Consider the following 24,380-nt stretch of genomic DNA (forward strand, 5'->3'; position numbering starts at 1 on the left):
ATAGTTTATAAATTTAATATTTTGTTTCATTCTGGTGGCTCGGTGATGCCTGCCCGTGGCGGGCCGGAGCATCAATCCAGGGAGGCGATGTGAGCGGAAGGATTCATCATGTTGTGCCCGGGGCGAGCCCTCCCCCGCCCTCCTCGCGCTATGCGCATGCGGTCGAAGCGGGAGGCTGGCTCCATGTAGCCGGCCAGCTGCCGACCGATCCGGATGAGCCGCAGGCTCCCTTGCGGGCGGGCATCGAGGCCCAGGGCGAGATGTGCTTCGAGAACCTGAAGCGTATCCTGTCCCATGTCGGATACACGCTGGGCGATGCAGTCTTCGTGAGGATATATCTGAAGGAATTCGATCGCGATTTCGCCGCCTTCAACCATGTCTATGCCCGCCACTTCCCCGATGACAGGGGCTTGCCGAGCCGCACGACGGTTGGCGTGGCCCAACTCGGCCGGCAAGCGCTGGTCGAGATCGACATGGTCTGTTTCAGGCCGCCCGGGAACACGCCGACCGGGGCTGGCGAGCCGTGACAGACGATACCCCCTACGCGCACGACATTGCCTTCCTTGGAAAACGGCGCCATACGGCCATGCTCTCCGAGCCGAAGCCACATCTTCAGCTCCATAATTATATTAATTCTATAAACTTAATTGACTAAATGAGTGAAGGGACCTAACGTCGGGAGGATACCTCGCAAGATCGCCTTGCATCGCGGAGGCCTGGACATGAAGCCGCTCGCCCTGCTCGTCTCGACTGCCCTCTCTCTGGCCCCGGTTGCGGGTACTGTCCGCGCCGAAACCCCGCCCGGCATCGTGGTGGTGGCGCAGCCAATCGATGACGTCACCAGCTTCGACCCCGCCGAGGCCTTCGAGGCGACCACCGGGCAGACCGACAATGTGGTTTACCAGCGGCTCGTGCAGTCCGACCGCGCCGATAGCGCTAGGCTCGTGCCGGCCCTCGCCTCGACCTGGCAGGCCGGGGCCGACGGCAAGAGCCTCACGTTCACGATCGCCGCCGGTGCCAGATTCGCATCGGGCAACCCCGTTCGGCCCGAGGACGTGATCTTCTCGCTGAGCCGGGCCGTCAAGCTCAACCGGGCGCCCGCCTTCATCCTGAACGAACTGGGCTGGGGTGCCGACACCGTCGACAAGTCCTTGGCGAAGATCGACGACAGCCATGTCAGGCTCACCTGGCAGGCCGATGTCGGCCCATCCTTCGTGCTTGCCATCCTTACCGCGAATGTCGCTTCGATCGTGGACGAGGCCGTTGTGGCTCCACAGGCTCGGAACGACGACTTCGGCACCGGCTGGCTGAAGGACCATTCGGCCGGCAGCGGCGCGTTCAAGATCAAGAGCTACATCCCCCACGAAGTGCTGGTGCTGGATGCCAACGCGACCTCGCCGGGTGGCGCGCCGAAAGCCGGCGGCCTGATCCTGCGCAACGCACCCGAGCCGGCCGCCCGCCGCCTCCTGGTCGAGCAGGGCGATGCCGACATCGCCCGAGGCCTCGGCGCGGATCAGGTCGATACGCTCAGGGGCAGCGGCAGGGTCACCATCTATGCCGCGCCTTCGCCCCGCCTGGAATATCTGCTGATCAACACCAAGGCGAACCCGACTCTTGCAAATCCCGCCTTCTGGGAGGCGGCCCGCTATCTCGTCGACTACGAGGGCATCGCCGGCAATCTGCTTCGCGGCCAGTACAAGGTGCACCAGGCCTTCCTGCCCGACGGCTTCCTCGGCGCCCTGCCCGACAATCCCTACAAGCTCGACGTCGCCAGGGCGAAGAAGATCCTGGCCGATGCCGGCATCGGCCCGACGCGGATCAGCTTCCCCGTCTTCAACGACCAGCCCTTCCTCACCATTGCCCAGTCATTGCAGGCGACCTTCGCCCAGGCCGGCCTGACCCTCGACATCCAGCCCGGCGTTCCCAGCGAGATCTTCGCCAAGGCCCGCTCGGGCCAGTACGAAATCACCCTGCGCTATTGGGGCCCGGACTATTTCGACCCGCATTCGAATGCCAGCGCCTTCGCCATCAACCGCGACAACACCCACAACACCATTGCCAAGCAGGCAGGCTGGGTCATCCCCGAGTTGAGCGACCGGACGACGGCGGCGGTGAAGGAACAGGACCCCGCCAGGCGCGCCGCTCTCTACCAGGCCTTGCAGCGCGAGATCCAGAAGAGCTCTCCCTACGTCCTGCTGCTGCAGGACAGCAACCAGGTCGTCCTCGCCAGGAACGTCACCGGCTATTTCGAAGGCCCCGACGGCACGATCTATTACGATCGCGTGGAAAAGCGCGACGGCACCACGAATTAGGAAGTCCAGCCCATGAGCCGAGACAAGCTGATGCTCCTCGAACCCGGCTTCGAAGATCCCAGATACCCCGGCCAGCGTTTCGTCTGTCCGCATGGCATCCAGATCGAAGGATTGCTGGCCGGCTCTCCCGAGCTTGCGGAAAGGCTGGACATCGAACGCGTCCCCTTCCCTCGTCCGAGGCGGGAGGTCATTGCCTTGCTCGGCGAGGAGAACCAGTCGCTGCCGGTGCTGGTCTTCGGCGAGGGACCGGTGCCCGACGACGCCGAGCGGCGGGGCGAGGTCGCGTTCATCAAGCCGACCCGGCGCATCCTCGACCTTCTCGCCGATCGCCATGGCTTTCCGCGCCTCCACGACTGACGGCCGCCCTGTCTCAGCTTTTCCAGGTGATTTCCATGTTCATGCGGATGAAACGGCGCGCCCTGATGCAGCTCCTGAAAGGGCGCTACGCCCACAAGGGAGGACGCACGCAGGCTGAACGCGCCCGGAATGTGGCGGCCATCGCGACATCCTATACGCGCGAGGAACTGCTCGCCGAGCACGGCATCGGGCGCATCACCGCGCTTGAAATCGAGCGGTGGCTGGCGCTGCGCGGGCTGCAGTTGAGAAGCCCCTGTCCGCTCCAGCCCGGCGGCGTCCTGCCGACCGGCTTCAACATATCCGGATGAGGGTGCGGCAGGTCCCGGTGGAGGTCCGACTTATTATCTATTAAATTTATAGACTTAATAATTTAATGCCGTATTCTTTTGCAGGAGACGCCCTCCGCGGCGCAATGAACCAGGTAGGCATGATGAGTTATGCGCTCAGTCTGCTCGACAAGAGCCCCCTCGCCCGCGGCGAGAACGCCGGCGATGCGTTGCGCCGCACCGTCGCCCTTGCCCAACTCGCCGAACGCTTCGGCTATCGGCGTTTCTGGGTTGCCGAACATCACAGCGCGCCGGAGCTGGCAAGCTCCTCCCCTGAGGTGCTGATCGCCTACCTCCTCGCCAACACGGTGACGATCCGCATCGGCTCCGGCGGCGTGATGCTGCAGCACTACAGCGCCTACAAGGTCGCCGAAAACTTCAACCTCCTCTCGTCCCTTGCTCCGGGGCGGGTGGATATCGGCATCGGCAAGGCTCCCGGCGGCCTGCCCCTTTCGACCCGGGCGCTTCAGGGCGCCTATGATCCCGCGCGCAAGCCTGCTTTCGCGCAACAGCTCGCCGACCTCGGCAAGTTCCTCGACGGCCCGCTTCCCGACGCCGACGCGCTCGCAGGTCTTGCCGCTACCCCGCGGCCGTCGGCGGCATCGGAGCGCTTCCTGCTCGGCGCGAGCGTGGAGAGCGCAGGGCTCGCCGCCGCGCAGGGCTGGAACTTCGTGTTCGCACGGCATCTGAACGGCGATGACGCGCTGCTGGACGCTACCGTGACCGCCTATCGCAACGCCGTCGGTCGCCCTCCCCTCGTGGCCATCGCCTTCATCATCGCCGAGACGGTGGAGGAAGCGGAACGCCAGAAGTCGGCCCTCCAGCTTTTCAAGGTGCACATCAAGGGGGGCCAGAGCGTCACGGTGGGCAGTCAGGCGCAGGCGGAGGAATACGCCCGGCAAGCCGGGGCGAGCGAGTTCAGCATCGAAGCGAAGACGCCGAGCGTGATCGCGGGTACGGCGAGCCAGGTCCTGTCCGGACTGGACCAGCTCCACGCACGCCACGGCATCGAGGAATTCATCATCGAACCGGCTTCGAGCGGCGACCAGCGCCTTGCCGCGGTCGAAGCCCTTGCCGGAGAACGCCGCCTCCGGACCGCCGTCGGCGACGAAAACAGGGCTGGCCGCTCCCTCGCCGTGCCGGCCTGAAGGGGTGATTTTTTCAAGGAGTTATTGCCATGAGCGCGAAACGTATTCCCTTCGGCGTCATGCTCCAGGGGCCCGGCGGCCACATGAATTCCTGGAAGCATCCGAGCGTGCCGGCCGACGCCAGCGTCAATTTCGACTATTACGTCCGCACTGCCCGCCAGGCCGAGGCGGCCGGTATCGCCTTCGCCTTCGTTGCTGACGGCCTCTATATCAACGAAGTCTCGATCCCCCACTTCCTCAACCGCTTCGAGCCCATCGCAATCCTGGCCGCGCTCGCCGCCTCGACCAGCAGCATAGGGCTCGTCGGCACGCTTTCGACCTCCTACAGCGATCCCTTCACCGTCGCACGTCAGTTCGGCTCGATCGACGCCATCAGCAGGGGGCGCGCCGGCTGGAACGCGGTGACCTCGCCGCTGGAAGGTTCCGCTCGCAATTATGGCCGTGTCGAGCACCCCGACCACGCGCTGCGCTACGAGATCGCCCAGGAGCATATCGAGATCGTCAAGGGCCTGTGGGATTCCTGGGACGACGACGCCTTCGTGCGCAATCGGGAGACGGGGCAGTTCGCCGATTTCACCAAGATGCACCGGCTGAACTACAAGGGCCGCTTTCATTCCGCCGAGGGGCCTCTCAATCTCGGCCGGTCCCTCCAGGGCCAGCCCCTCATTTTCCAGGCGGGCGCCTCCGATGACGGCATCAAGCTTGCCGGCCGTCATGCCGACGCCGTATTCGCCGGTGCGGAGTCGCTCGAGGAGAACCGCGAGCTCTCCCGCAAGCTCAAGCAAAGCGCCGTCGCGCATGGGCGCAGGGCGGACGAGATCAAGATATTTCCCGGAATCGGCCCCATTGTCGGGTCCACCGAGGAAGAGGCGGAGCGGAAATACCGCGAGATCCGCGGACTGGTGAGCGACCGCGAAGCGCTGCTCTATCTCGGCCGCTTCTTCGACCATCACGATTTCACGGCATACCCGCTCGACGAGTCCTTCCCCGACATCGGCGACATCGGCCGCAACAATTTCCGCTCGCGCACCGACCGCATCAAGCAGGTCGCCCGGGAGAGAAAGCAGACCCTGCGCGAAGTGGCACTCGAAGTGGCGACACCCAGGGTTGGCTTCATCGGCACGCCCGAAAAGGTCGCGGACGAGATCATCCACTGGATCGAGTCGGGCGCTGCCGACGGCTTCGTGCTCGGCTTCCACGTGCTGGCCCAGGGGCTCGACGATTTCGCGGTGCAGGTGCTGCCGATCCTGGAAAGACGTGGCTACCACCAGCGCGAACAGATCGGCAGCACGCTGCGCGATCACCTGGAACTGCCCTATCGCGAGAGCCGCTACGCCAGCAGGCCGGGCGGCGCCGGCAACGAGGAAGCTGCATGATGACGGTGCATGTTCCTCCCCGCGCGGAACCGATCGCCGCCGGCATCGCCGACTTCGCCGACGAATTCGTGGCGCTGCGCCAGAAGCTGCACAGCGAGCCGGAACTGGCCTATCAGGAAGAAAAGACCAGCGCGCTGGTGGCTTCCTCCCTCGAATCGTGGGGCTATGAGGTCGTCCGCAACATCGGCGGCACCGGCGTCGTCGGCACCATCCGAAACGGCGACGGCAGGCGGAGCGTCGGCATCCGGGCCGACATGGACGCCCTGCCCATCCTGGAAGCCACCGGCCTGCCCTATGCCAGCCGGACGCCCGGCGTCATGCATGCCTGCGGGCACGACGGGCATACGTCGATCCTGCTGGCCGCCGCCCGCTATCTGGGAGAGACGCGCGATTTCTCCGGCACGCTCAGAGTGATTTTCCAGCCGGCGGAGGAGAATGGCGGCGGCGCCCGATCGATGATCAGGGACGGCTTGTTCCGGCGCTTTCCCGTCGATGCGGTGTTCGGGCTGCACAATTGGCCGGGAGTCCCCACCGGCCAGTTCGGCTTCCTGAGCGGTCCCGCCATGGCCTCGGTCGATCTCGTGATCATCCGAATCGTCGGCCGGGGCGGGCATGGCGCCAAGCCGCAACTGGCCGTCGATCCGGTGGTGGCCAGCGCTTCGCTGGTGATGGCGCTGCAGACCATCGCCTCCCGGAACATCGATCCGCTGGAAGCGGTGGTGGTGACCGTGGGATCGATCCATGGCGGCATTGCGCCCAATGTCATTCCCGACAGCGTGGAACTGCAGCTGACAGTCCGCACTTTCAACGACCAGGTGCGAGAGCAGGTGCGTTCGCGCATCATCGACCTCGCCGAAAGCCATGCCAGGAGCTACGGGGCGACGGCGGAGATCAAATATCCGCGGGGCTATCCCGTGCTCGTGAACCATGCCGATGAGACCGAGTTCGCGCGCCAGGTGGCACTGCGCCATTTCGGCGCCGAACGGCTCCATGAGAGCCTGCGGCCGATCACGGCGAGCGAGGATTTCGCCTTCATGCTGCAGGAGATACCTGGCAGCTATCTGTTCGTCGGCAATGGCGACAGCGCCGACCTGCACAACCCCTGTTACAACTTCAACGACGCGATCCTGCCGGACGCCGCCCGCTACTGGGTAGCCTTGGCGCAGGACTATCTCGCCGCCCGGGACCCAGCGGTCCCGCATACCCAGGCAGACAGTGACGGAACGCCCCGATGACCGACAGCTTCCTCTATACGACGCCGCTCGACCTGCGTGCCCAACCGCTGGTGGAGGCGCTGACCTGGGAATACCAGACACGCTACGGGGACTACTGGGGCGAGCCCGCCTCCAGGGAGATGAGCCGCTACCCTGCGGAACTCTTCGCTCCGCCCCACGGGGCCTTCGTGCTGCTGATGCGCGACGGTGCAGCCATCGCAGGTGGTGCGTTCAAGCGTTATGACGAGCGCACGGCCGAATTGAAGCGTGTATGGACCCATGTGGACCTCCGCCGGCAAGGCCTCGCCCGTCGCATCCTTGTCGAACTGGAGGCGCAGGCCGCGCGCCAAGGCTATACCCGCATCTATCTGACCACGGGTTTCCGCCAGCCTGAGGCAGCGGGGCTCTATCTCAATACCGGCTACACGGCCCTGTTCGATACGAGCGCCGATCCCGAAATCTACGGCTCGCTGCCTTTCGAGAAAGATATCGCCGCACTGGCCCTGCAAGCACGGGCACAACAGGCGATCGACCGGAAGGCGGGTTGAAGCGCCATGGTCGGGGGCGTCGCCACCCTATAATTCTATAAATTCCATAGAAATACATAGTATAAGGATGGCAGAGGATGGCATCGACGGCGGACTTCGAAGGAGCGGTACCTGCCGAGCAATCGTCAGCGGTGGGTGATCTTTCCCGCTATCGGGTCATCCCCGCCAGGCATCCCTGGCGCATCGTCGGAAGCGTCCTCGCCGTTCTTCTCCTCGCTGCCACGCTCCATTCGATCCTGACCAATCCGAGATGGGGCTGGGGCGTCTTCGCAACCTTCTTCTTTTCCGAACCCGTGCTGGTCGGGCTCGGCAGGACCTTGCTGCTGACCGTGCTCGCCTCCTTCTTCGGCTTCCTTTTGGGCGGCATCCTTGCCTTTGCGCGCGTCTCCAGATCGCCGCTGCTCGTCGGGATCTCCTGGGGCTATATCTGGTTCCTGCGCTCGATACCGCTGATCGTGCTACTGCTGGTGCTCAATAATCTCGGCTACCTCTATGCCACGGTGGACATCGGCATCCCCTATACCGGCATCCTGTTCGCACAGTACAATACCGTCGAGATCCTCAGTCCCTTCGCCGTGGCCCTGATCGGGCTCAGCCTGAACCAGGCGGCCTTCTCGGCCGAGATCATCCGAGGCGGCATTCTCTCGGTGGACCAGGGGCAGCATGAAGCGGCGGCCGCTCTCGGCCTTTCCCGCCACCGGCAGACGCTCCGCATCGTGCTGCCGCAAGCCATGCGGGCGATCCTTCCCAGCGGGTTCAACGAAATCATCGGCTTGGCCAAGTCGACGTCGATGGTCTATGTGCTGGCGCTGCCGGAGCTGTTCTACACCGTCCAGGTCATCTATCGGCGCAATCTGGAAGTCATTCCGCTCCTGATGGTCGCCACCATATGGTACCTCATCATCATGAGCGTCCTCTCGATCATCCAGCTTGGGATCGAGCGGCATTTCGCCAAGGGAGCCCTGCGAACGGCTCCCGTCTCCCTTCTCGGCCGATTCGCCGCCCTGGCCGGCATCAGGCGCCTCGCCCCTGCCTCGACGCTCCGCGGTTCGCCCTCCGTGCCGGTCACCCGAAAGCCTCTGGTCACGCCGGGCGATACGGCACCACGCAGGAATGAGGGGCTGATCGAGATCCGCGGCATCTCCAAGCACTATGGCACGCTGAGGGTGCTGGACAATGTCGACCTCACCATCCGTCCCGGCGAGGTGGCGGCCATTCTCGGCCCATCCGGGGCAGGCAAGTCCACCCTCCTGCGCACCATCAACCATCTGGAGCGCGCCAATGAAGGCTTCATCGCCATTGACGGCGAGCTCATCGGCTACAGGCGCCGCGGCCAAGTTCTCCACGAGTTGAAGGAGGCCGCCATCCGCCGTCGCCGCTCGGCGGTGGGCATGGTGTTCCAGAACTTCAACCTCTTCCCCCACTTGACCGTTCTGGAGAACATCATCGAGGCGCCGGTCTCCGTGCAGGGAGTGCCGCGCGCCAGGGCCGCCGAGCAGGCCCGGGATCTCCTGCAACGCGTGGGGCTCGCCGAAAAGGCCGATGCCTATCCCAGGCAGCTATCGGGTGGCCAGCAGCAGCGCGTCGCCATCGCACGAGCCCTCGCCCTGAAACCCAAGGTGCTGCTGTTCGACGAGCCGACCTCGGCGCTCGATCCTGAGCTCGTGGGCGAGGTTCTCGACGTGATCAAGGAACTCGCGACCTCCGGCACCACCATGGTGATCGTCACCCACGAGATCGGCTTTGCCCGCGAGGTCGCCGACACCGTCGTGTTCATGGAGAGCGGCCGGGTTCTCGAAGTCGGCCCGCCGGCACAGCTCTTCAACGCCCCCACGCATCCCAGGACGGCGGAGTTCCTCGCCAAGGTCCTCTGACGTCCCCGGGAAACCGCGTTCCGCCGAAGCCGTCCCACCCCAAACCCAAGGAGCCATCGTGACTTTCGCCCCCAGAACCCTCCTCTCCGGCGTCTTCGCCGCCGCACTGGCTTTCGGTCTCAGCGGAGCCGCCTTCGCGCAGCAGGCCTTCGACCTCAGCCCCGAACAGCCCTCGCGCGTCCATGCCGACAAGATCGACGCCGCGGTCGCCGCGATTTCCCCGAACTTCAAATTCGTCAAGGACGGCGTCCTCACGGTCGCCATCAATGCCTGGGATCCGCCGGTCGCCACTTACGCACCGGATGCCAAGACCGTGGTCGGCGCCGATCCGGACATCGCCTCCCTGATCGCCGAAGCCCTCGGCCGCAAGCTGGAACTGGTCTCCGTCGCCTGGGCCGACTGGCCGCTGGGCTTGGCCTCGGGCAAGTATGACGCCGTCATCAGCAACGTGACGGTGACCGAGGAACGCAAGGAGAAGTTCGATTTCTCCACCTATCGCCAGGATGTCCTGGGCTTCTATGTCAAGTCCGACAGCAAGATCGCGTCGATCAAGGAGCCCAAGGACGTAGCCGGGCTCAAGGTGATCACCGGCGCCGGCACCAATCAGGAAAAGATCCTGCTCGAATGGGATCGCCGGAACGTCGCCGCCGGGCTCAAGCCGGCTGAGGTCCAGTATTACGACGACGCGGCTGCCAGCCAGCTCGCCGTCCAGTCCGGCCGGGCCGATGCCGAGTTCAACCCGAATGCCACGCTTTCCTATGCGTCCGTGGTAAGCGGCAAGACCAAGCTCGTCGGCATCGTCAGTGGCGGCTGGCCCCTGACGGCCGATATCGCTGTCGCGACCCGCAAGGACAGCGGCCTCGCCGACGCGGTGACCCTGGCCATCAACAAGCTGATCGAAAACGGCAAATACGGTGCCGTGCTGTCCAAATGGCATCTGAACGCCGAGGCGATCGAGAAGTCCGCCACCAACCCGCAGGGCCTGCCCAAGACCTGACCTGCAGCCGCCTGGGCGCCGCGCAGCCCGCGCGGCGCTCTCCCACGCAAGGGAAGCCGCATAATGCCGCCTGTCCTCATCCGTCATGTCGGATTCCTGTCGCCGGGGAACTACCCATCCGATGATCCCCACGCTGGTCTCGAACGCACACTCCAGCTGTTCGAGTTCGGCGAAAAGCTCGGTTATGACAGCGCGTGGGTTCGCCAGCGCCATCTCGAGCCCGGCATCTCCTCGGCCAGCACCTTCCTGGCCGCCGCCACGCAGCGCACGCATCGCGTGGAGCTCGGCACGGCCGTCATTCCGATGGGATATGAAAGCCCCTACCGGTTGGCGGAAGATCTCGCCACCGTGGACGTGCTTTCACGAGGCCGGCTGAATGTCGGCCTGAGTGCCGGTCTTCCGCCTCACGCCGATCTTCTGGGTTCCCTGGTCTTCGACGAGGGCTGGCGCGATCACGACTTTTCGCATGATCGGATCAGACGGCTTGCCGATAACCTGCGTGGATCCTATCTCGGCGAGGCGGATACCTTCATCGACATACCGGGCGGGCGCATCCGTCCGCGCCTGCAGCCTTACGCGCCGGGCCTGCTCGACCGGTTGTGGTACGGCGGCGGCTCGCTGAAATCCGCTGACTGGGCCGGCCGAAATGGCTTCAACCTGCTCCTGAGCAACGTGACCTCGGGGGAGAATACCGATGATTTCATAGAGGCCCAGTCACGCCAGCTGAAGCTCTTTCTCGATCTCGCCCCGACACGGCGCACGGCACTGGGCCGCGTCATCGTTCCCTTCGACAACGCCGACGCGCGAACGCGGCGCCGCTATACCGAATACGCCGCCAGCCGCCACGGCCGGACGCTGCAGCCCAACGGCCCGCGCCGGACGCTGTTCGCCGGCGACCTTATCGGAACTTCGGAGCAGATCCTCGAAGCCCTGTTTGCCGATCCGGTCTTGGGGCAGGTGCGGGAATTGCGGCTCGAACTGCCCTACGAATTCGAGCGTCATGAGTATGAGCAGATCCTGGCCGACTTCATCGCCGGGATCGCGCCGCAACTGGGCTGGACACCGGCTGTGCGGCCGCTGAGCCGGGCGCTCGCCTGAGTGCAAGCCAGCGCGCCGCCGACGTGGTCGGCCCGCTGGCCCTTCATTCCTCCGCAGCGGTCGAAGCCAGATAGCGCTCGCCCGTGTCCGGCAGCACCGCGACGATCAGCTTGCCGGCATTCTCCGGCCGGCTCGCCAGCTGTGTCGCCGCCCAGAGCACGGCGCCTGAGGATACGCCCGCGAAAATTCCTTCTTCGGCCACCAGCGCCAGCGCGGTCCGGCGCGCCTCGGCGGTGCTCAGGGGAATGACCTCGTCGGCGACGGCATTGTCGAAATTCCTGGGCAGCTGCTCGGGAGGCACCTCGGAAACCTTGTGCACGCCGTCGATCTCGTCGGGGTAGGGATTTTCCTCGGTGGGAACGGAGCCTTCCGCGGGCTCGGCAATCACCACCCGCAGCTCGGGCTTCATCGACTTCAGGAATCTGCCGGCGCCCGAAATGGTGCCGCCTGTGCCGACCCCGCCGACGAAGATGTCGACGGCTCCCTCGGTATCCCGCCAGATCTCCGGTCCGGTGGTGTTGAAATGGACCCGCGGATTGGCGGGATTGGCGAGCTGGTCCGTGAAGAATGCCCCCGGATTCTCCTCCCTGATGCGGGCGGTGATCTTGTCGAGAGCTTCCGGATCGAGGAAGAACTCGTTCTTCACCGTGACGATCTCGGCGCCATAGAGGCGCAGGACCTTCACCTTGTCCTGGCTGATGTTGTCGCTGACGTAGAATTTGGCGCGGTAGCCGCGCGAGGCGGCCACGGCCGCGAAACCGATCCCGGTATTGCCGCTGGTCACGTCGACGATAAGATCGCCGGCGTGAAGCCGGCCGGCATCTTCCGCTTCCTTGATGATAGCCCAGGCAATGCGGTCCTTGATGCTTCCCGCCGGGTTGAAATACTCGATTTTTGCGACGATTCGCCCGGGCAGATTCCGGTTTCTCGCGTAATTGTGCAATTCCAGCAGGGGTGTATTGCCGATGAGGTCCGAAAGGTTGTCATGAATCTTTTTGATATGGGGGCCAGAGCCGGCAAAACTACCTGAATCCATCTTATGTCTCGCTCGTCAAAACATTGCTTGTTGAAAGACGGGTGCCGTGCCGGCGCATTGAAGATCTACGCCGGAATATAGAATATAAAATATATAGATTATATAAATATATGTCGACAGGAAAAGCGGCTTCCTGGCCCAGTTGCGCCGGCGCGGGCCGCTGCCCGTTGTTTGGCTCAGCCGATCTGCGCCAGGCGTGGCAGCAGCAGTTGCGACACGTTCCTGGCCTCGTCGATCAGCGGCCAGCCGGAGAGGATGAGGGCCGAAAGGCCCGCTTCATCATGGTAGGCCTGGACATTGCCGGCGATGTCCTCGGGGTCGCCGACGAAATAGACCGCCGAAGAACCGGCATCGAAGACATCGAGAGGCGACCACGCCGTGATGCCGGCAAACAGGTGGCGCTCTAGCCGGAGATCCTCGATCGGCGGCAGGCGGCCGGCCAGAATCGCGCGCACCCAGCCGCGGCGCTTCTCGTCAGGCGCTTCGAAAGTCGCAAGACTATGCTGGCCCTTGGTGCGTCGGTGAACCGCTTCCTCCAGCTTGGCGCGAATCCCGTCGACGCCCGTCCGCTCGAAGACTGCCCGAAAATGGGCCTCCGCTTCCGTCCTGGTCGGGCGGACGATCACGCTGGCGAGGGCGCCGAGATCGCCGAAGCGCCGGCCCTGGGCTTGGGCCGAAGCCCGGGCAGCGGCGAACTGGCCTCGGATGCGATCGATGCTGCGCAGCATCGTGAGATAGACGTCGACGATCCTGCCGGCATGGGCAAGCCCGGCAGGGCTGTCGCCAGCCCCCCAAAGCGGAACACCCTCCGGCTGCGTGGGCTGGATGGCCAGGGGCGTATTGGGAAAGTTGCTGGGGTTTCCGACCTTGTAGTGCCGGTGGAACTCGCGCCAATAGGCCTCTCCCAGCGCATAGCGATCGTCATGCGAGGTCGAGACGCCATAGGTCGCCATGATGTTGTCGCGGCCGTTGATCAGGTTGAGCAACAGCCTGCCGCCGGTGAAGGCGTCGAAGGTGAGCGCCTGCTGCGCCAGCAGTTTGGCTGGTGTCATCCGCGCATAGGCGGCGACGAGGAAGCGCATCTGCCTCGTGTAGCTGGCAACGAAGGAAGCCGATGCAAGCGGGTCGTTCGGCCATGTCGCAACCAGCGCGCCGTAGAATCCGCCCCGGTCGATCGTCTCCGCAAGCCGCCGGTAGCGCGCGAAATCGACCGGGTAGAGCCCGTTCTCGATCCAGGGATAGTCGCCATCCGCGAGGTTGAGATACCAGAGCGTCTTCAAGGTCATGATGTCATCTGCGATTGTTCGGGAGAAAGGATCATCGGCAACGCCGGATCGGCCGACCATTCGGACAGGGAGCCGTCGTAGATCGCGACGTCGTCGACACCGACGAGGTTGAGTGCGAGGGCGGTCCCTGCCGCCGTGACGCCGCCGCCGCAATAGAGGACGAGAGGTTCGCCGCCCTGGCGAAGGACTGCCAGCCGCCGCTCCAGAATGCCTGCCGGCAGAAAGCGATTGCAGGCGTCGAGCAATTCTCCGAAGGGCAGATTGATGCTGCCCGGAATGTGGCCGGCCCGGCTGTAATTCTGCTCGGCGCCGGCAAAGACGGGAGCGCGGAGCACGCAGACCAGCAGCCCCGGCGCGCGACCCTCGGCAATGGCCTTCACCCCGGCCTTGTCGACGAAAAAGCCTGGTCTTGCGTGCGCCGCGAAGCCGGCCGGAACGACTGGCGGGGTCGGCCCGCGATCGATAGGGCGGGTTTCGTTCCTCCAGGCCGCCAGACCCCCGTCGAGAACGGCGACTTCATCGTGGCCCAGCGAGCGGAACAGCCACCACAGCCGGGCGGCCCAGATGCCGTTGGAATTGTCATAGACGACAATCCGGTGCCGGTTCGATATCCCCAGGGCCTCGGCGGCCGCGGCAAATTGGGCGGCGCGGGGCCGGGTGAAGGAAAATGGCGCCTGCGCATCGGAGAAGGCCGATATCAGGTCCGCGAAGCGCGCTCCGGGAATATGGCCGACATCCTCGAAGGACTGGCGTCCGCTGTGCCAGACGCGCGTGCCTCCGGCGGCATCGGTCTTCTCGACGCTTGCATCGAGGGCAATCACGGTCGGATCGGCGATATTGCCGGCAAGCCATTCCGTCGAGACGATCGGACCGAATTCCATAGCTTCACTCCAGCGGGTCGCTCGCTTGCGCGAAACGCAGACCGAGATATATCTACTATGTCGATAGTTTTTATAGTCAATAACTCGAGCGCCTTTTCGAAGGCCAGCCTCCGTGGAATCGCCATGCCCCTTGCCACCGCCACCGCACACGCTCCCACGATCGAGGACGTCGTTGCCGCTCATGCCGCGCTTCGCAGGAGGCGGCCTCTCGTCCAGGCGTTGACCAATACGGTCTCGACGAATTTCATGGCGAATGTCCTGCTGTCGGCCGGCGCCTCGCCGGCCATGGTCGACAATCCGGAGGAAGCTGGCCTGTTTGCCGGTGTCGCAGACGGCGTTCTCATCAATCTGGGGACGCCGACGGCCGCGCAGGTCGAGGCCATGCGGCTCGCCGCACAGGCTGCACAGGCGGCGGGCAAGCCTTGGGTGCTGGATCCCATCGCCGCCGGCGGCCTCCCCTGGCGGGGCGGCGTCGCTGCCGAGCTCCTGCAGTTCCAACCGGCGATCATACGGGGCAACGCCTCCGAGATCATCGGACTTGCAGGGCTTGGCAACGGCGCGCGCGGGGTCGATAGTTCCGATGATCCGGCGCAGGCGGTGCCGGCCGCCGTTTCCCTGCTGGACCATGCCATAGCCGTTTCCGCATCGGGACCGGTCGATCATGTGGTGGGACGCGTCGAAGGAACCATCGTGCTGGTCAGGGTCGGCGGCGGAAGCGCCCTTCTCCCGCGGGTCACGGCCACGGGCTGCTCGCTTGGTGCACTCTCGGCTGCCTATGCCGGCGTGGCGCCAGACCCGCTGACGGGGCTTGTGGCTGCACATGTCCACGTCGCGGTCGCGGCGGAACTGGCCGAGGCCGTCGCCTCGAGACCCGGCAGTTTTGCCGCCGCGTTCATCGATGCCCTCGACGCCGTGGACGAGGCTGTGATCCGGCAGCGTGCCCGGGTCGAAACGACAGTTCCCTTTCCTTGAACCGGCCTTGAAGTGAGCTCAGGCCGCGAAGACAGTTTGACAATTCATAAATCTATATATTTTATAGATTTACTATAATTTAGATTCGGTTCCCTCTCGTTCAGGAGAAGCCAATGGCCAGGAAGATTGCAATCGTCGGCGCGGGACAGGCAGGCCTTCAACTGGGCCTCGACCTTCTGGAGAAAGGGCACGCCGTGACCCTCATAACCGAAAAGTCGGGCGAAGAGATCGCCAACGGCCGGATTACGGCCACGCCTGCACTGTTCTGGCGAGGACAGCAGGCAGAGCAGAACCTCGGCATCGACTTCTGGCGCAATGAGGTGTTTTCCAACAAGAAGGTGCAACTGGGAATACGCGATGACCGGGGCGAACTGCTGCTCAGGGTCGCCGGCCAGTTCATCAATGGCACCGCGCAGATGGTGGATCTGCGCTTGAAATACCCCAAATGGCTCGAGACCTTTTCACGCCGCGGTGGCAGGCTGGTGATCGGACGGCCGGATATCGCCGGGCTGGATACCCTCGCCGGCGAACACGACCTTCTGTTCGTCGCCACGGGCCGGACCAATGCTTCCCTCTTCGAGAGGGATCCGGAACGGTCGATCTGGCCGGGACCGCTGCGCCGGGTTCGTGCGATCTTCCTCGACGCCCCGGAACTCGACCGCTGGAACAACACCTTCGTGCCCGGGATTGGAGAACTCGCCGCCTCTCCTGCCCTCGGTCTCGGCAACCGCCCTGTACAGGCCCTGCTGGTGTGGGGCGCCTTCGGCGGACCGCTGGACTTCCCACAGGATGTGGATGGCGCCCAGGTCACGGAAGGCATCAAGGACGCCTTCCGCCGCTTCAATCCCGACTACTATGACAAGATCGCCGACAAGAAGATCCTGGACGACAAGGCCTGGGTCACCGGCGCCGTCGCGCCGACGGTCCGCAAGCCTACGGCCCTCCTGCCCTCCGGGCGCTTCGCGGTAGCGCTGGGCGACGTCGCGGTCACCGTGGACCCGCTGACCGGACAGGGTCTCAACAACGCCTCCCATGCGGCGGATGTCTTCGCGCGTGAGATCGAACTTCGCGGCAACGAACCCTTCACGCCGGCTTGGGCGGAAGCGACGTCGAACGAGGCCTGGGACTTCATCAGGCACAGCTATCTGCTCAATCGCATCCTGCTCGACCCGCCGGCCTATCAGGAGCCGGTCTTCCCGGCGGCGTCCCGGAACCCCAGGCTCGCGGATGAACTGATCAGCGGCTTTCCCGATCCCGAAACCACTGTCTGGTTCCACGATCCCGATGCATTGCGCGAGAAGCTGGCAGCCTATCCTCCCGTCGAACAGGACCTCGTGCCGGCCAGCCCGTAGGGAGGAGATCGCGGGCGCGGTCTTCTCCTTGCCGGGCCTTGCCATATCGTTCGTTGCCGGCCAGATCCTGACGGATACAGTGCGCGATAGCCGGGACGAGTTCACGGTTCCCATCGATGACAAGGTGGCCGCCGCTCTCCCCTGCCTGCTCTTGGGGGCGGACGGGCGGGCGGCGGCGAGTCGATCTGCGTATGCCAGCTTCCAATAGACCCTGATGGTTCCGCATAAAGGGTGGCGGAAATAGCCGCCGCGCGAACGCGGCAGGCACGCGCATCTCCAGGGCGTTCAGCCCCTTCCAAGCTCGTTCCTGAAACTTCATCCCTTGCAGCCACCTCTCGGCCCGATATTACACGCAGTCGGGGCAGGCTCGACGACATGCGTCATCTCGAGCTTCGACGGCCGGCACCGCAGCGAAGCGCTGCTTCTCCATGCCTCATGCAAAGCGCTCGCCGGACGGAGGGGCGCCTGGTGATTGCCATCCTTCGGGAATGCCGCGTTTGATTGTGCCGATCCGCGAGCCTACTATTCGCCGCGCGCGAACAGATCAAGAGCCCATGGCTTAACGGGCTGACTGAGAAAAATGGAAAACATTGTCGAGGTACGTGATAGTAGATTCATCGAATATGCCGCGGGATCCTGAACAAGAAAATTTCAAATTTTCTGACTCCGTCCGCAAGGCGGAAGCATAAATCAAAAACAATGGACGAAAGATGGGGACGATCGACAACTTTTCAGATCTCGGCGACGAGCTCGAGCGCGCGCGGGTGGCCTGGTTCTACTTCATTGGCGGCCAGACCCAGCAGGAGATCGCCGAGCGCATGAACATCACGCGACTCAAGGTCAACCGCATCATAGGCCAGCTCAGGGGATCCGGCAGCGTTCAGGTCAGCGTCAACCTTCCGCTCAGCGACTGCGTGGCACTCTCGGAGAAAGTCTCCTCGCGCTATGGTTTGATCGAGACCGTCGTAGTGCCCGATCTGGATGATTATCTGGAACAGAAGCGGGTGGTCGGCGAGGCAGCGGGGATCATGGCAAGTCCCCTCATCCATGAGCACGATATGGGGGTGGGCATCGGTTCGGGCAGGACCCTCAGCTTCGCGGTTCGCGCACTGCGGGCACGCCCGAGCCCGGAGAGCTGGGTGGTGGGCCTGACGGGGGGCGTGACGAGCGGATCGGCAACCAATACCTTCGAGGTCGCGACGGCTTTCGCCCGGCATCTGGGTGTCGAATGCCATTATCTGACGGCACCAATTTACTGTGCCAATCCGGAAAGCCGCAACGCAGTTCTCCTGAACGAAGAATTGACGGACGTCCTGGCTCGCACGGAGATTGCCGATATCGGTCTCGTCTCCTGCGGCTCGCTCACGCAGGAGACGTCGCTGACCCAGATCCGGGTGGTCAAGGACAATCTCGAAGCCGTGCTGCGGCTTGGCGCCGTCGGCGAATTCATGGGTTGTTTTCTCGACGCGCGCGGCGAGCCCGTCGATCACTTCCTGAACGAATCGATCATTGCCCTGCCGCCCGACAAGTTGAAGCTGAAGCCGGTGTCGGTGCTCGTTTCCGGCGGATTGAACAAGATACCGATCATTCGTGCCATTCTGCGGGCGGGCTATGTCAATCGTCTCGTCACCAACGAGACGGTGGCGCGCGCGCTGCTTCAGGGACCGCGCTGAAAAGGGGTTGCCGCCTGACGGAGGCGTCAGGCGGCTTTGGCGCACCCTATAACCAGCAAGATGTCAGGCGAGCGCCCGCTCGAGGGCCGCCGCCATCGCCCGCAGCGTCACATAGGTCGAGGCCGCACCGGGATCGATATGGCCGAGGGACCGGGCGCCGAGCTTGGCCGAGCGTCCCCGGCGCGCTTCCATCGAAGCGGTTGCCTTCATTCCCTGCTCGGCGCCGTCCCGCGCGGCAATGAGAACGTCGAGAGAGGTGCCTCCCTTCGCCGCGCGCTCGGTTGCCGCCTCCACGGCGGGCAGCCAGGCGTCGATCATCGTCTTGTCACCGGCCTGTGCCCTTCCGCGATCGCAAATGCCCTGGCAGGCGGCGGACAGCCAGTCGACCATGGCGCTGCCGTCGAGGTTCAGCCTGTGGCCGACCGCCGTGCCCGCACGCAGGAACGCGGTTGCATAAAGCGGGCCGGAGGAGGCGCCGACGGCGTCGAGAAAGGCCTTCGCCATCCTCTTGCAGGTGCCCTCGATCGTCTCTCCCTCGGGGGTGTCCTCCATGGCGCGCTGCACGGCCTTCCAGCCGATCTCCATGGTGACGCCGTGGTCGCCGTCTCCGATCACGCCGTCCAGCTCGGAGAGCCAGTCCTTCTCGGCGATGATCTGCTTGGCGACGTTGTGCATCATGGTCTGGAAGATGGCCGGCGTCACCTCACCTTCGGTGACGAGTTCGCGCGCAGCCGTGGCGGAACTGCTGCGGGTTTCGCTCGCCCGCTCCGATTTCCGGCTGCGGGCACCGGCGACGCGCTCCTCCGCGACACCCACCGTCAGGGCCGGGGTGCGGCACGGATGGTCGAGCAGCGCCTGCAGCGTGTCGTTCAGCTTGATCAGGGTGACCGAAGCCCCAGCCATCTCGAGAGAGGTCGCGTATTCGCCGACCCACGAGGCATGGATGTGAACCTTCAGCGCGTCGAGCCTTTGCTTTGCCCGCCGGAAGATCAGGTAGAGCTCGATCGGTGTGGTCGCGCCGAGGCCGTTGACGAGCACGCCCACGCGATCGCCTTCCTTGAGCGCCAGTTCGCCGAGGATGGCATCGATCAATTCATCCGTGACCTCGTCCGCCGGTGCCAGCTTCTGGCGACGGATACCCGGTTCGCCATGCAGGCCCATGCCGATTTCCATGTCTTCGTCGCCGATGCTGAAATTCGGCTTGCCGGTCTGCGGCAGCGAGCAGGCACTCAGCGCCACGCCCATGGAGCGGGTGGCTTCGTTCGCCTCGCGGGCGAGCGCCTCGACGCGCACGAGCGGCTCCCCGAGATCGGCGGCCGCGCCGGCAATCTTGAAGACGAAGAAATCGCCGGCGATGCCGCGGCGCTCGGCCTTCTTCTCGATCGGCGCGGAGGCGACATCGTCGGCGACCGCCACATGCCGAACCGCCATGCCATCCTGCGCCAGCTCGTCGGCTGCCATGGTGAAATTGAGGACATCGCCCGTATAGTTGCCATAGAGCATGAGCACGCCGGCCCCGCCGTCCGCCGCGCGCGCCGCCTCGGCGATATGCGCGGGCGAGGGCGAAGCGAATACGTTGCCGACGGCCGCGGCATCGGCAAGGCCACGCCCGACATAGCCGGCGAAAGCGGGCTCGTGGCCGGAGCCGCCGCCGATCACGATGCCGACCTTGCCGTCCCTCGGCCCATCGACGGCCACGACCGCGCGCCCCGTCGCGCCCTCGACCCGCAACATGTCGGGATGGGCGCCCACCATCCCCTCGATCATCTCGGCGATGATGTTTTCGGGCGCGTTGATCAGTTTCTTGGTCTTGGGTTGTTCATTCATGACTTGTTTTCCGCCGAGGGTATGCCGGTTCAGCGCTCATACTGCTTCTTGGCGCAGATAGCGGCGCGAAATTGCGTCGAAGGAGATGGCGAGCACGACGATCGCGCCCGAGACGATCCCCTGCCAATAGGGTGATACGCCGAAGAGGACGATGATGTTCTCTATGATGGCGATGATGCCCGCACCGAGGATGGCGCCGACCGGACTGCCCACGCCCCCGGTCGTGGCGACGCCGCCGATGACCGAAGCCGCGATGGGCGCCAGGACCCAGGTATCGCCGATCGAGGGCTGTGCCGTGCCGAGCCGCGCGACCATGAGCACGCCGGCCAGCGCCGCGAGCGCGCCGGCGGCGATGAAGACGATCACCCGAGCCCGATCGACGCGGATGCCGAGCATGCGGGCGGCCGCCTGGTTGTTGCCGATGGCGTACATGTAGCGGCCGAAGGGCGTCTTCAGCATCACGGCGGTGGCGACGACAAGCGCCGCCAGCATGATGATGAAAGGAACCGGTACGCCCAGGAAATCACCCCGGCCGAGGAACTGCACCTTCTGCGGAATGCCCGTGATCGCGACGCCGCGCGTCAGCACGAGATTGGCGCCGCCGAAGATGCCGGCGGTTCCAATCGTCAGCACGAGAGAATGCAGCCGCAGCACCGTGACGAGCAGTCCGTTCAGGAGGCCGAGGCAGGCGCCCAGCGCCACGGCAAGCACCATCGCCGTATAGGGTTCGATGCCGAGCTTGACCATGAGCATGCCCGAGACGACGCCGCACAGGCCTCCCGTCACGCCGAGCGACAGGTCAAGCTCGCCCAGAACCATGAGCATCGATTGTGCGATGGTGATCAGGCCGACAAAGGCCAGTCCACGCGCGATGACCGACATGTTGTAGGAGCTGAGAAAATAGGGCGAGACGATCGCGGACAGGATGAATATCGCGACGAGCGCCACGAAGACGCCCGCGAGCGGGTTGCGGAACAACAATGCGAAGGGCTTCGACTGCATCGGTTTAGATATCCGTTCCAAAGATGGCGCCCACGATGGTCTCCGTGCTGGTGTCGGCCGTGGCGAATTCGCCGGTAATCCGCCCGTTGTGCATCGTGATGATGCGGCTGGCGCATTGCCTCAGCTCATTGATCTCCGAAGAGACGAGGATGACCCCCACCCCTTCCTGGGCCAGCTCTCGCATGATGCGATAGATTTCCGCCTTGGTGCGGACATCGATGCCCTTGGTCGGCTCGTCGAAGATCAGGATCCGCGGACGCGTTGCCATCGCCCGTCCGATGATCGCCTTCTGCTGGTTGCCGCCTGACAGGTTGGCGATACGCTTGCCCATTCCCGCCGTCCGGATACCGTAGTCGTCGATGATCTTCTGGACGAAGGTCCGCTCCTTGGTGCCGCTGATTCCCAGGGCACCGCTGGTCAGGGAGAAGATCGACAGGCCGATATTCTCCCGCAGGGACAGAAGCGGAAAAATGCCGTGGTGCTTGCGTTCCTCGGAGAGGTAAAGCATGCCGCGCTCGACCGAGCGGGACGTGTCGTTCAGCCGCCAGCCCTGCCCTTCGACCTCGACCTTCCCGGCCTTGGCCTGGAGATATCCGAATATCGTCTGCATCACTTCGGAGCGCCCGGCGCCGACCAGGCCGGCGAAGCCGAGGATTTCACCTCGCTTGAGATCGAAGCTCACGTCGTGGAAGCGCTGGCCTGAGAGGCCCCGCACGTCGAGGATGGTTTCGGCCGTTTCCGTCGAAGGGCGGAAATGCTCGTCGAAGGTAAGATGCCGGCCGGACATGGCACGGATGAGATCGGTCTCGGTGATGTCGGAGATCCTGCCGCTGTCGACCTTCTCGCCATTTCGCAGGACGGTATAGTCGTCGCCGATCTCGAAGACCTCCTCCATCTTGTGGCTGATGAAGACGATGGCGTGGTCGCGGTCCAGGAAGCCGCGGATCACCTTGAACACGCGCTCGACCTCGATCGGCGTGAGCGAGGAGGTCGGCTCGTCGAGGATCAGCACCTTCATGTGGGCATTCGTGGATGCGCGGGCGATCTGCAGGAGCTGCTGGTCGGAGACCGAGATATTGGCGACGAGGTCCCGCGGCCGTGCCTCGATCCCGAAGCGGTCGAGATAGGCCTGGGCCTCCGCCGCGACGGCACGACGGTTGAACAAGAGGGAGCCGTGTCCCGTCTTGTCGAAAGGCATGAAGAGATTTTCAGCCACGCTCATCTGCGGGAACAGGGAAAGTTCCTGCGGGACATAGGCGACGTTTCGGTAGAGCGTCGGGTCTTCGGCCGGATCGCGGCCATCGATCAGCACCTTCCCGCGCGACGGCGCGTCGGTGCCGGTCAGGATCTTGACGAGCGTGGACTTGCCGGCGCCGTTCTCGCCGGCAAGGATGTGCGTCCGTCCCAGCGCGATATCGAGGTCGATGCCGTCAAGGGCAGTCACGCCAGGGAAATCCCGCCCCAACCCGCGCGTTTCAATGTAGGCCATAGGATCAGTGCCTTCACCTGGGGAACGGAGCGCGGATGTCCCGCGCTCCAGTGGCTGCACTCGGTCAGCCGCCCACATTGTCCTTCGTGAGGAAGGCATTGCCGGTGTCGATGTAGCCGGGAACCGGGGCGCCGGTCGCCTGGGACCAGAGCATCATCACCGACCAGTAGCCCTGAAGCTCCGGCTGCGAGGCCGACGAGCTGTCGGCGACGCCCTTGCGGATCATGTCCAGCATTTCCGGCAGGTTGTCGAGACCCACGAGGGTGACCTTGCCCTGCTTGCCAGCTTCGATGATCGCCTGGCCGATGCCGATCGGGCCCGAGGCGTCGGAAGCAACCCAGCCCTTCAGATCGGGATGGGCCTGCATGATGGCGGCGGCCTGCTGCTGAGCCGTCTCGATGCTGTCGTTGTCGATACCCTCGGCGACCACCTTGATCCCGGGATTCTCGGCGAAGACCTTACGATGGCAGTCGGCCCGGATCGCGTGATTGGGAGCTGTCGGCACCCCCTGCATGATGGCGACCTCGCCCTTGCCGCCGAGGACCTCGACCAGGCGGTGAGCGGCGATCTTCGCCTGCTCGCAGAAATCCGAGCCGATATGGGTGATGTTCATGCCTTCCGGCGGCACCGAGTCGAAGATCACCAGCGGGATCTTCTGGTTCTGCGCTTCCTCCAGCGAGGCGCGATTGCCGGAGGGGTCGAGCAAGTCGATCGCCAGACCGTCCGGATGGGTCGCGAGGGCACTGTCGAGAATCTGATTTTGCTGGACGACATCGGCCGATTGGGGAGCGGAGTACACGATCTCGATCGAGGCGCCAGTCTGTGCCTTCAGGGCCGCGGCGGCGGCTTGAGCGCCATTGTTCACCTTGTCGAACCACGGGTGCACGACCTTCGGCACGATGACAAACCGGTAGCTGTCCTTCTTCGTGGTGCCGTCCTGCGCACTGGCCGCTACCGGCAGAGCGAAGGCGACGCACGCCAACAATAACGCGAACTTCCTCATGAATTCCTCCCTTGGCCATCGGCGAGACGGTTTTCTCTGTCCGAGCATGAGGGCGAGGCGGCGGCGATGAAATATCTGCCGATCTCACGCCCTCTGAGCCGTCTATACAGATGTAATTTTAATTTTACAAGAGTTCATAAGGGGCTTTTTGCGTTCCAAAAACGGGCACCGATCGCTTCGACCGGCGGAATAATTCTCGGCTTTAATGATGCATGCGGGCGCCGCTTTTGCGCCCCGGCAAGTATTGTTTGAGATGATTCAGCCCGATGGACCATGGTCAGCCAGTCACTCCATCGGGGCCCGTCGGCTGGGGCGGGCAGTCTGTTCAGCTCTGCCGTCGATGGGGAGAGGCCGCGTCTTTGGGCGCCAATTTCCCGCTTCCCGGATCTGATGGAGGTCTGCCTCTTCTTGCCGTGATACGTCTTCCGTGGGGTGCCCACGAGCCGATCCATTGTCGGTGTTCCATCGGATACAGCCGAAAATTGGTTTTCGAGCCACCCTTCGGCATGCGGGGGGCGGTGCCATGAAACAATGGAAGTTCCTCAGACATCTCGGTCGTGCCGAGAAAACCCGGGCCGCGTCGTCCGGTCGTCACATCTCCCAATTGAC

21 protein-coding genes are annotated in these 24,380 nt (G+C 64.3%); 14 read left to right on the forward strand and 7 right to left on the reverse strand.

Going from position 1 to position 24,380, the window contains the following annotated elements; all coding sequences use genetic code 11:
• The first annotated feature begins 89 nt into the window (after positions 1-89).
• From AC6H34_RS31260 to AC6H34_RS31310, 11 genes are all read left to right on the forward strand, one after another.
• On the forward strand, positions 90-527 hold the full coding sequence (locus AC6H34_RS31260; RefSeq protein WP_497541564.1) for a RidA family protein: 438 nt from the start codon (positions 90-92) through the stop codon (positions 525-527).
• A 195-nt stretch (positions 528-722) separates the two neighbouring features.
• Positions 723-2,312, forward strand: coding sequence for an ABC transporter substrate-binding protein (locus tag AC6H34_RS31265; RefSeq protein ID WP_497541565.1), 1,590 nt, complete (start codon positions 723-725; stop codon positions 2,310-2,312).
• A 12-nt stretch (positions 2,313-2,324) separates the two neighbouring features.
• Positions 2,325-2,669: a DUF3088 domain-containing protein gene (locus tag AC6H34_RS31270; protein WP_497541566.1), complete on the forward strand. Its 345-nt coding sequence runs from the start codon at positions 2,325-2,327 to the stop codon at positions 2,667-2,669.
• A 35-nt stretch (positions 2,670-2,704) separates the two neighbouring features.
• Positions 2,705-2,977 (forward strand): hypothetical protein, encoded by a 273-nt coding sequence (locus AC6H34_RS31275; protein WP_497541567.1) that lies wholly within the window; start codon positions 2,705-2,707, stop codon positions 2,975-2,977.
• A gap of 122 nt (positions 2,978-3,099) precedes the next feature.
• Complete coding sequence (locus AC6H34_RS31280; protein WP_497541880.1) at positions 3,100-4,143, forward strand: MsnO8 family LLM class oxidoreductase; 1,044 nt, start codon at positions 3,100-3,102, stop codon at positions 4,141-4,143.
• Between the two features lie 29 nt (positions 4,144-4,172).
• Entirely contained in the window at positions 4,173-5,519 is a 1,347-nt protein-coding gene (locus AC6H34_RS31285) for an LLM class flavin-dependent oxidoreductase (RefSeq protein ID WP_497541568.1), read from the forward strand.
• On the forward strand, positions 5,516-6,754 hold the full coding sequence (locus tag AC6H34_RS31290) for a M20 aminoacylase family protein (RefSeq protein WP_497541569.1): 1,239 nt from the start codon (positions 5,516-5,518) through the stop codon (positions 6,752-6,754). Before AC6H34_RS31285 ends, AC6H34_RS31290 begins: the two co-directional genes overlap by 4 nt.
• Positions 6,751-7,281 carry a GNAT family N-acetyltransferase gene (locus AC6H34_RS31295; RefSeq protein ID WP_497541570.1) on the forward strand — a complete coding sequence of 177 codons (531 nt, stop codon included), beginning with the start codon at positions 6,751-6,753 and terminating at the stop codon, positions 7,279-7,281. Before AC6H34_RS31290 ends, AC6H34_RS31295 begins: the two co-directional genes overlap by 4 nt.
• Positions 7,282-7,358: 77 nt before the next feature.
• On the forward strand, positions 7,359-9,155 hold the full coding sequence (locus AC6H34_RS31300) for an amino acid ABC transporter permease/ATP-binding protein (protein WP_497541571.1): 1,797 nt from the start codon (positions 7,359-7,361) through the stop codon (positions 9,153-9,155).
• 58 nt (positions 9,156-9,213) lie between these two features.
• Entirely contained in the window at positions 9,214-10,152 is a 939-nt protein-coding gene (locus tag AC6H34_RS31305) for an ABC transporter substrate-binding protein (protein WP_497541572.1), read from the forward strand.
• Between the two features lie 63 nt (positions 10,153-10,215).
• A complete protein-coding gene (locus tag AC6H34_RS31310) occupies positions 10,216-11,250 on the forward strand; it encodes an LLM class flavin-dependent oxidoreductase (RefSeq protein ID WP_497541573.1) in 1,035 nt (344 codons plus the stop codon).
• Between the two features lie 43 nt (positions 11,251-11,293).
• On the opposite strand, the gene AC6H34_RS31315 is transcribed toward AC6H34_RS31310, so the two are convergent.
• The 3 genes from AC6H34_RS31315 to AC6H34_RS31325 form a co-directional block, all read right to left on the reverse strand.
• Complete coding sequence (locus AC6H34_RS31315) at positions 11,294-12,286, reverse strand: PLP-dependent cysteine synthase family protein (protein WP_497541574.1); 993 nt, start codon at positions 12,284-12,286, stop codon at positions 11,294-11,296.
• A gap of 176 nt (positions 12,287-12,462) precedes the next feature.
• Positions 12,463-13,572 carry an LLM class flavin-dependent oxidoreductase gene (locus AC6H34_RS31320; protein ID WP_497541575.1) on the reverse strand — a complete coding sequence of 370 codons (1,110 nt, stop codon included), beginning with the start codon at positions 13,570-13,572 and terminating at the stop codon, positions 12,463-12,465.
• Positions 13,569-14,453, reverse strand: a complete 885-nt coding sequence (locus tag AC6H34_RS31325) for a sulfurtransferase (RefSeq protein ID WP_497541576.1) — start codon at positions 14,451-14,453, stop codon at positions 13,569-13,571. The genes AC6H34_RS31320 and AC6H34_RS31325 overlap by 4 nt, the downstream gene beginning before the upstream one ends.
• Before the next feature lie 123 nt (positions 14,454-14,576).
• On the opposite strand from AC6H34_RS31325, the gene thiM reads away from it, so the two are divergent.
• The 3 genes from thiM (at position 14,577) to AC6H34_RS31340 (ending at position 18,450) form a co-directional block, all read left to right on the forward strand.
• Positions 14,577-15,425, forward strand: a complete 849-nt coding sequence (gene thiM, locus AC6H34_RS31330; RefSeq protein ID WP_497541577.1) for a hydroxyethylthiazole kinase — start codon at positions 14,577-14,579, stop codon at positions 15,423-15,425.
• 113 nt (positions 15,426-15,538) lie between these two features.
• Positions 15,539-16,777 carry a styrene monooxygenase/indole monooxygenase family protein gene (locus tag AC6H34_RS31335; RefSeq protein ID WP_497541578.1) on the forward strand — a complete coding sequence of 413 codons (1,239 nt, stop codon included), beginning with the start codon at positions 15,539-15,541 and terminating at the stop codon, positions 16,775-16,777.
• A gap of 710 nt (positions 16,778-17,487) precedes the next feature.
• The gene (locus AC6H34_RS31340; RefSeq protein WP_497541579.1) at positions 17,488-18,450 is read left to right on the forward strand and encodes a sugar-binding transcriptional regulator; all 963 of its coding nucleotides are present in this window, start codon (positions 17,488-17,490) and stop codon (positions 18,448-18,450) included.
• A gap of 63 nt (positions 18,451-18,513) precedes the next feature.
• Here AC6H34_RS31340 and dhaL read toward each other — a convergent pair whose 3' ends face one another.
• The 4 genes from dhaL to AC6H34_RS31360 form a co-directional block, all read right to left on the reverse strand.
• Positions 18,514-20,277, reverse strand: coding sequence for a dihydroxyacetone kinase subunit DhaL (dhaL, locus tag AC6H34_RS31345; RefSeq protein WP_497541580.1), 1,764 nt, complete (start codon positions 20,275-20,277; stop codon positions 18,514-18,516).
• A gap of 36 nt (positions 20,278-20,313) precedes the next feature.
• On the reverse strand, positions 20,314-21,279 hold the full coding sequence (locus AC6H34_RS31350; protein ID WP_497541581.1) for an ABC transporter permease: 966 nt from the start codon (positions 21,277-21,279) through the stop codon (positions 20,314-20,316).
• 4 nt (positions 21,280-21,283) lie between these two features.
• On the reverse strand, positions 21,284-22,768 hold the full coding sequence (locus AC6H34_RS31355) for a sugar ABC transporter ATP-binding protein (protein ID WP_497541582.1): 1,485 nt from the start codon (positions 22,766-22,768) through the stop codon (positions 21,284-21,286).
• A gap of 64 nt (positions 22,769-22,832) precedes the next feature.
• Positions 22,833-23,771, reverse strand: coding sequence for a substrate-binding domain-containing protein (locus tag AC6H34_RS31360; RefSeq protein ID WP_497541583.1), 939 nt, complete (start codon positions 23,769-23,771; stop codon positions 22,833-22,835).
• Positions 23,772-24,380: the final 609 nt, after the last annotated feature.

The sequence above is a fragment of the Labrys sp. ALF-8 genome (assembly GCF_059699065.1).

Excerpts from the sequence above, each read along its gene's own strand:
- AC6H34_RS31285 (WP_497541568.1), top strand. The coding sequence starts at position 4,173 with ATGAGCGCGAAACGTATTCCCTTCGGCGTCATGCTCCAGGGGCCCGGC.
- AC6H34_RS31325 (WP_497541576.1), bottom strand. The coding sequence starts at position 14,453 with ATGGAATTCGGTCCGATCGTCTCGACGGAATGGCTTGCCGGCAATATC.
- AC6H34_RS31315 (WP_497541574.1), bottom strand. The coding sequence starts at position 12,286 with ATGGATTCAGGTAGTTTTGCCGGCTCTGGCCCCCATATCAAAAAGATT.
- AC6H34_RS31360 (WP_497541583.1), bottom strand. The coding sequence starts at position 23,771 with ATGAGGAAGTTCGCGTTATTGTTGGCGTGCGTCGCCTTCGCTCTGCCG.
- AC6H34_RS31300 (WP_497541571.1), top strand. The coding sequence starts at position 7,359 with ATGGCATCGACGGCGGACTTCGAAGGAGCGGTACCTGCCGAGCAATCG.
- AC6H34_RS31340 (WP_497541579.1), top strand. The coding sequence starts at position 17,488 with ATGGGGACGATCGACAACTTTTCAGATCTCGGCGACGAGCTCGAGCGC.
- AC6H34_RS31320 (WP_497541575.1), bottom strand. The coding sequence starts at position 13,572 with ATGACCTTGAAGACGCTCTGGTATCTCAACCTCGCGGATGGCGACTAT.
- AC6H34_RS31335 (WP_497541578.1), top strand. The coding sequence starts at position 15,539 with ATGGCCAGGAAGATTGCAATCGTCGGCGCGGGACAGGCAGGCCTTCAA.
- AC6H34_RS31275 (WP_497541567.1), top strand. The coding sequence starts at position 2,705 with ATGTTCATGCGGATGAAACGGCGCGCCCTGATGCAGCTCCTGAAAGGG.
- AC6H34_RS31270 (WP_497541566.1), top strand. The coding sequence starts at position 2,325 with ATGAGCCGAGACAAGCTGATGCTCCTCGAACCCGGCTTCGAAGATCCC.
- AC6H34_RS31350 (WP_497541581.1), bottom strand. The coding sequence starts at position 21,279 with ATGCAGTCGAAGCCCTTCGCATTGTTGTTCCGCAACCCGCTCGCGGGC.
- dhaL (WP_497541580.1), bottom strand. The coding sequence starts at position 20,277 with ATGAATGAACAACCCAAGACCAAGAAACTGATCAACGCGCCCGAAAAC.
- AC6H34_RS31265 (WP_497541565.1), top strand. The coding sequence starts at position 723 with ATGAAGCCGCTCGCCCTGCTCGTCTCGACTGCCCTCTCTCTGGCCCCG.
- AC6H34_RS31355 (WP_497541582.1), bottom strand. The coding sequence starts at position 22,768 with ATGGCCTACATTGAAACGCGCGGGTTGGGGCGGGATTTCCCTGGCGTG.
- AC6H34_RS31310 (WP_497541573.1), top strand. The coding sequence starts at position 10,216 with ATGCCGCCTGTCCTCATCCGTCATGTCGGATTCCTGTCGCCGGGGAAC.
- thiM (WP_497541577.1), top strand. The coding sequence starts at position 14,577 with ATGCCCCTTGCCACCGCCACCGCACACGCTCCCACGATCGAGGACGTC.
- AC6H34_RS31280 (WP_497541880.1), top strand. The coding sequence starts at position 3,100 with ATGAGTTATGCGCTCAGTCTGCTCGACAAGAGCCCCCTCGCCCGCGGC.
- AC6H34_RS31295 (WP_497541570.1), top strand. The coding sequence starts at position 6,751 with ATGACCGACAGCTTCCTCTATACGACGCCGCTCGACCTGCGTGCCCAA.
- AC6H34_RS31290 (WP_497541569.1), top strand. The coding sequence starts at position 5,516 with ATGATGACGGTGCATGTTCCTCCCCGCGCGGAACCGATCGCCGCCGGC.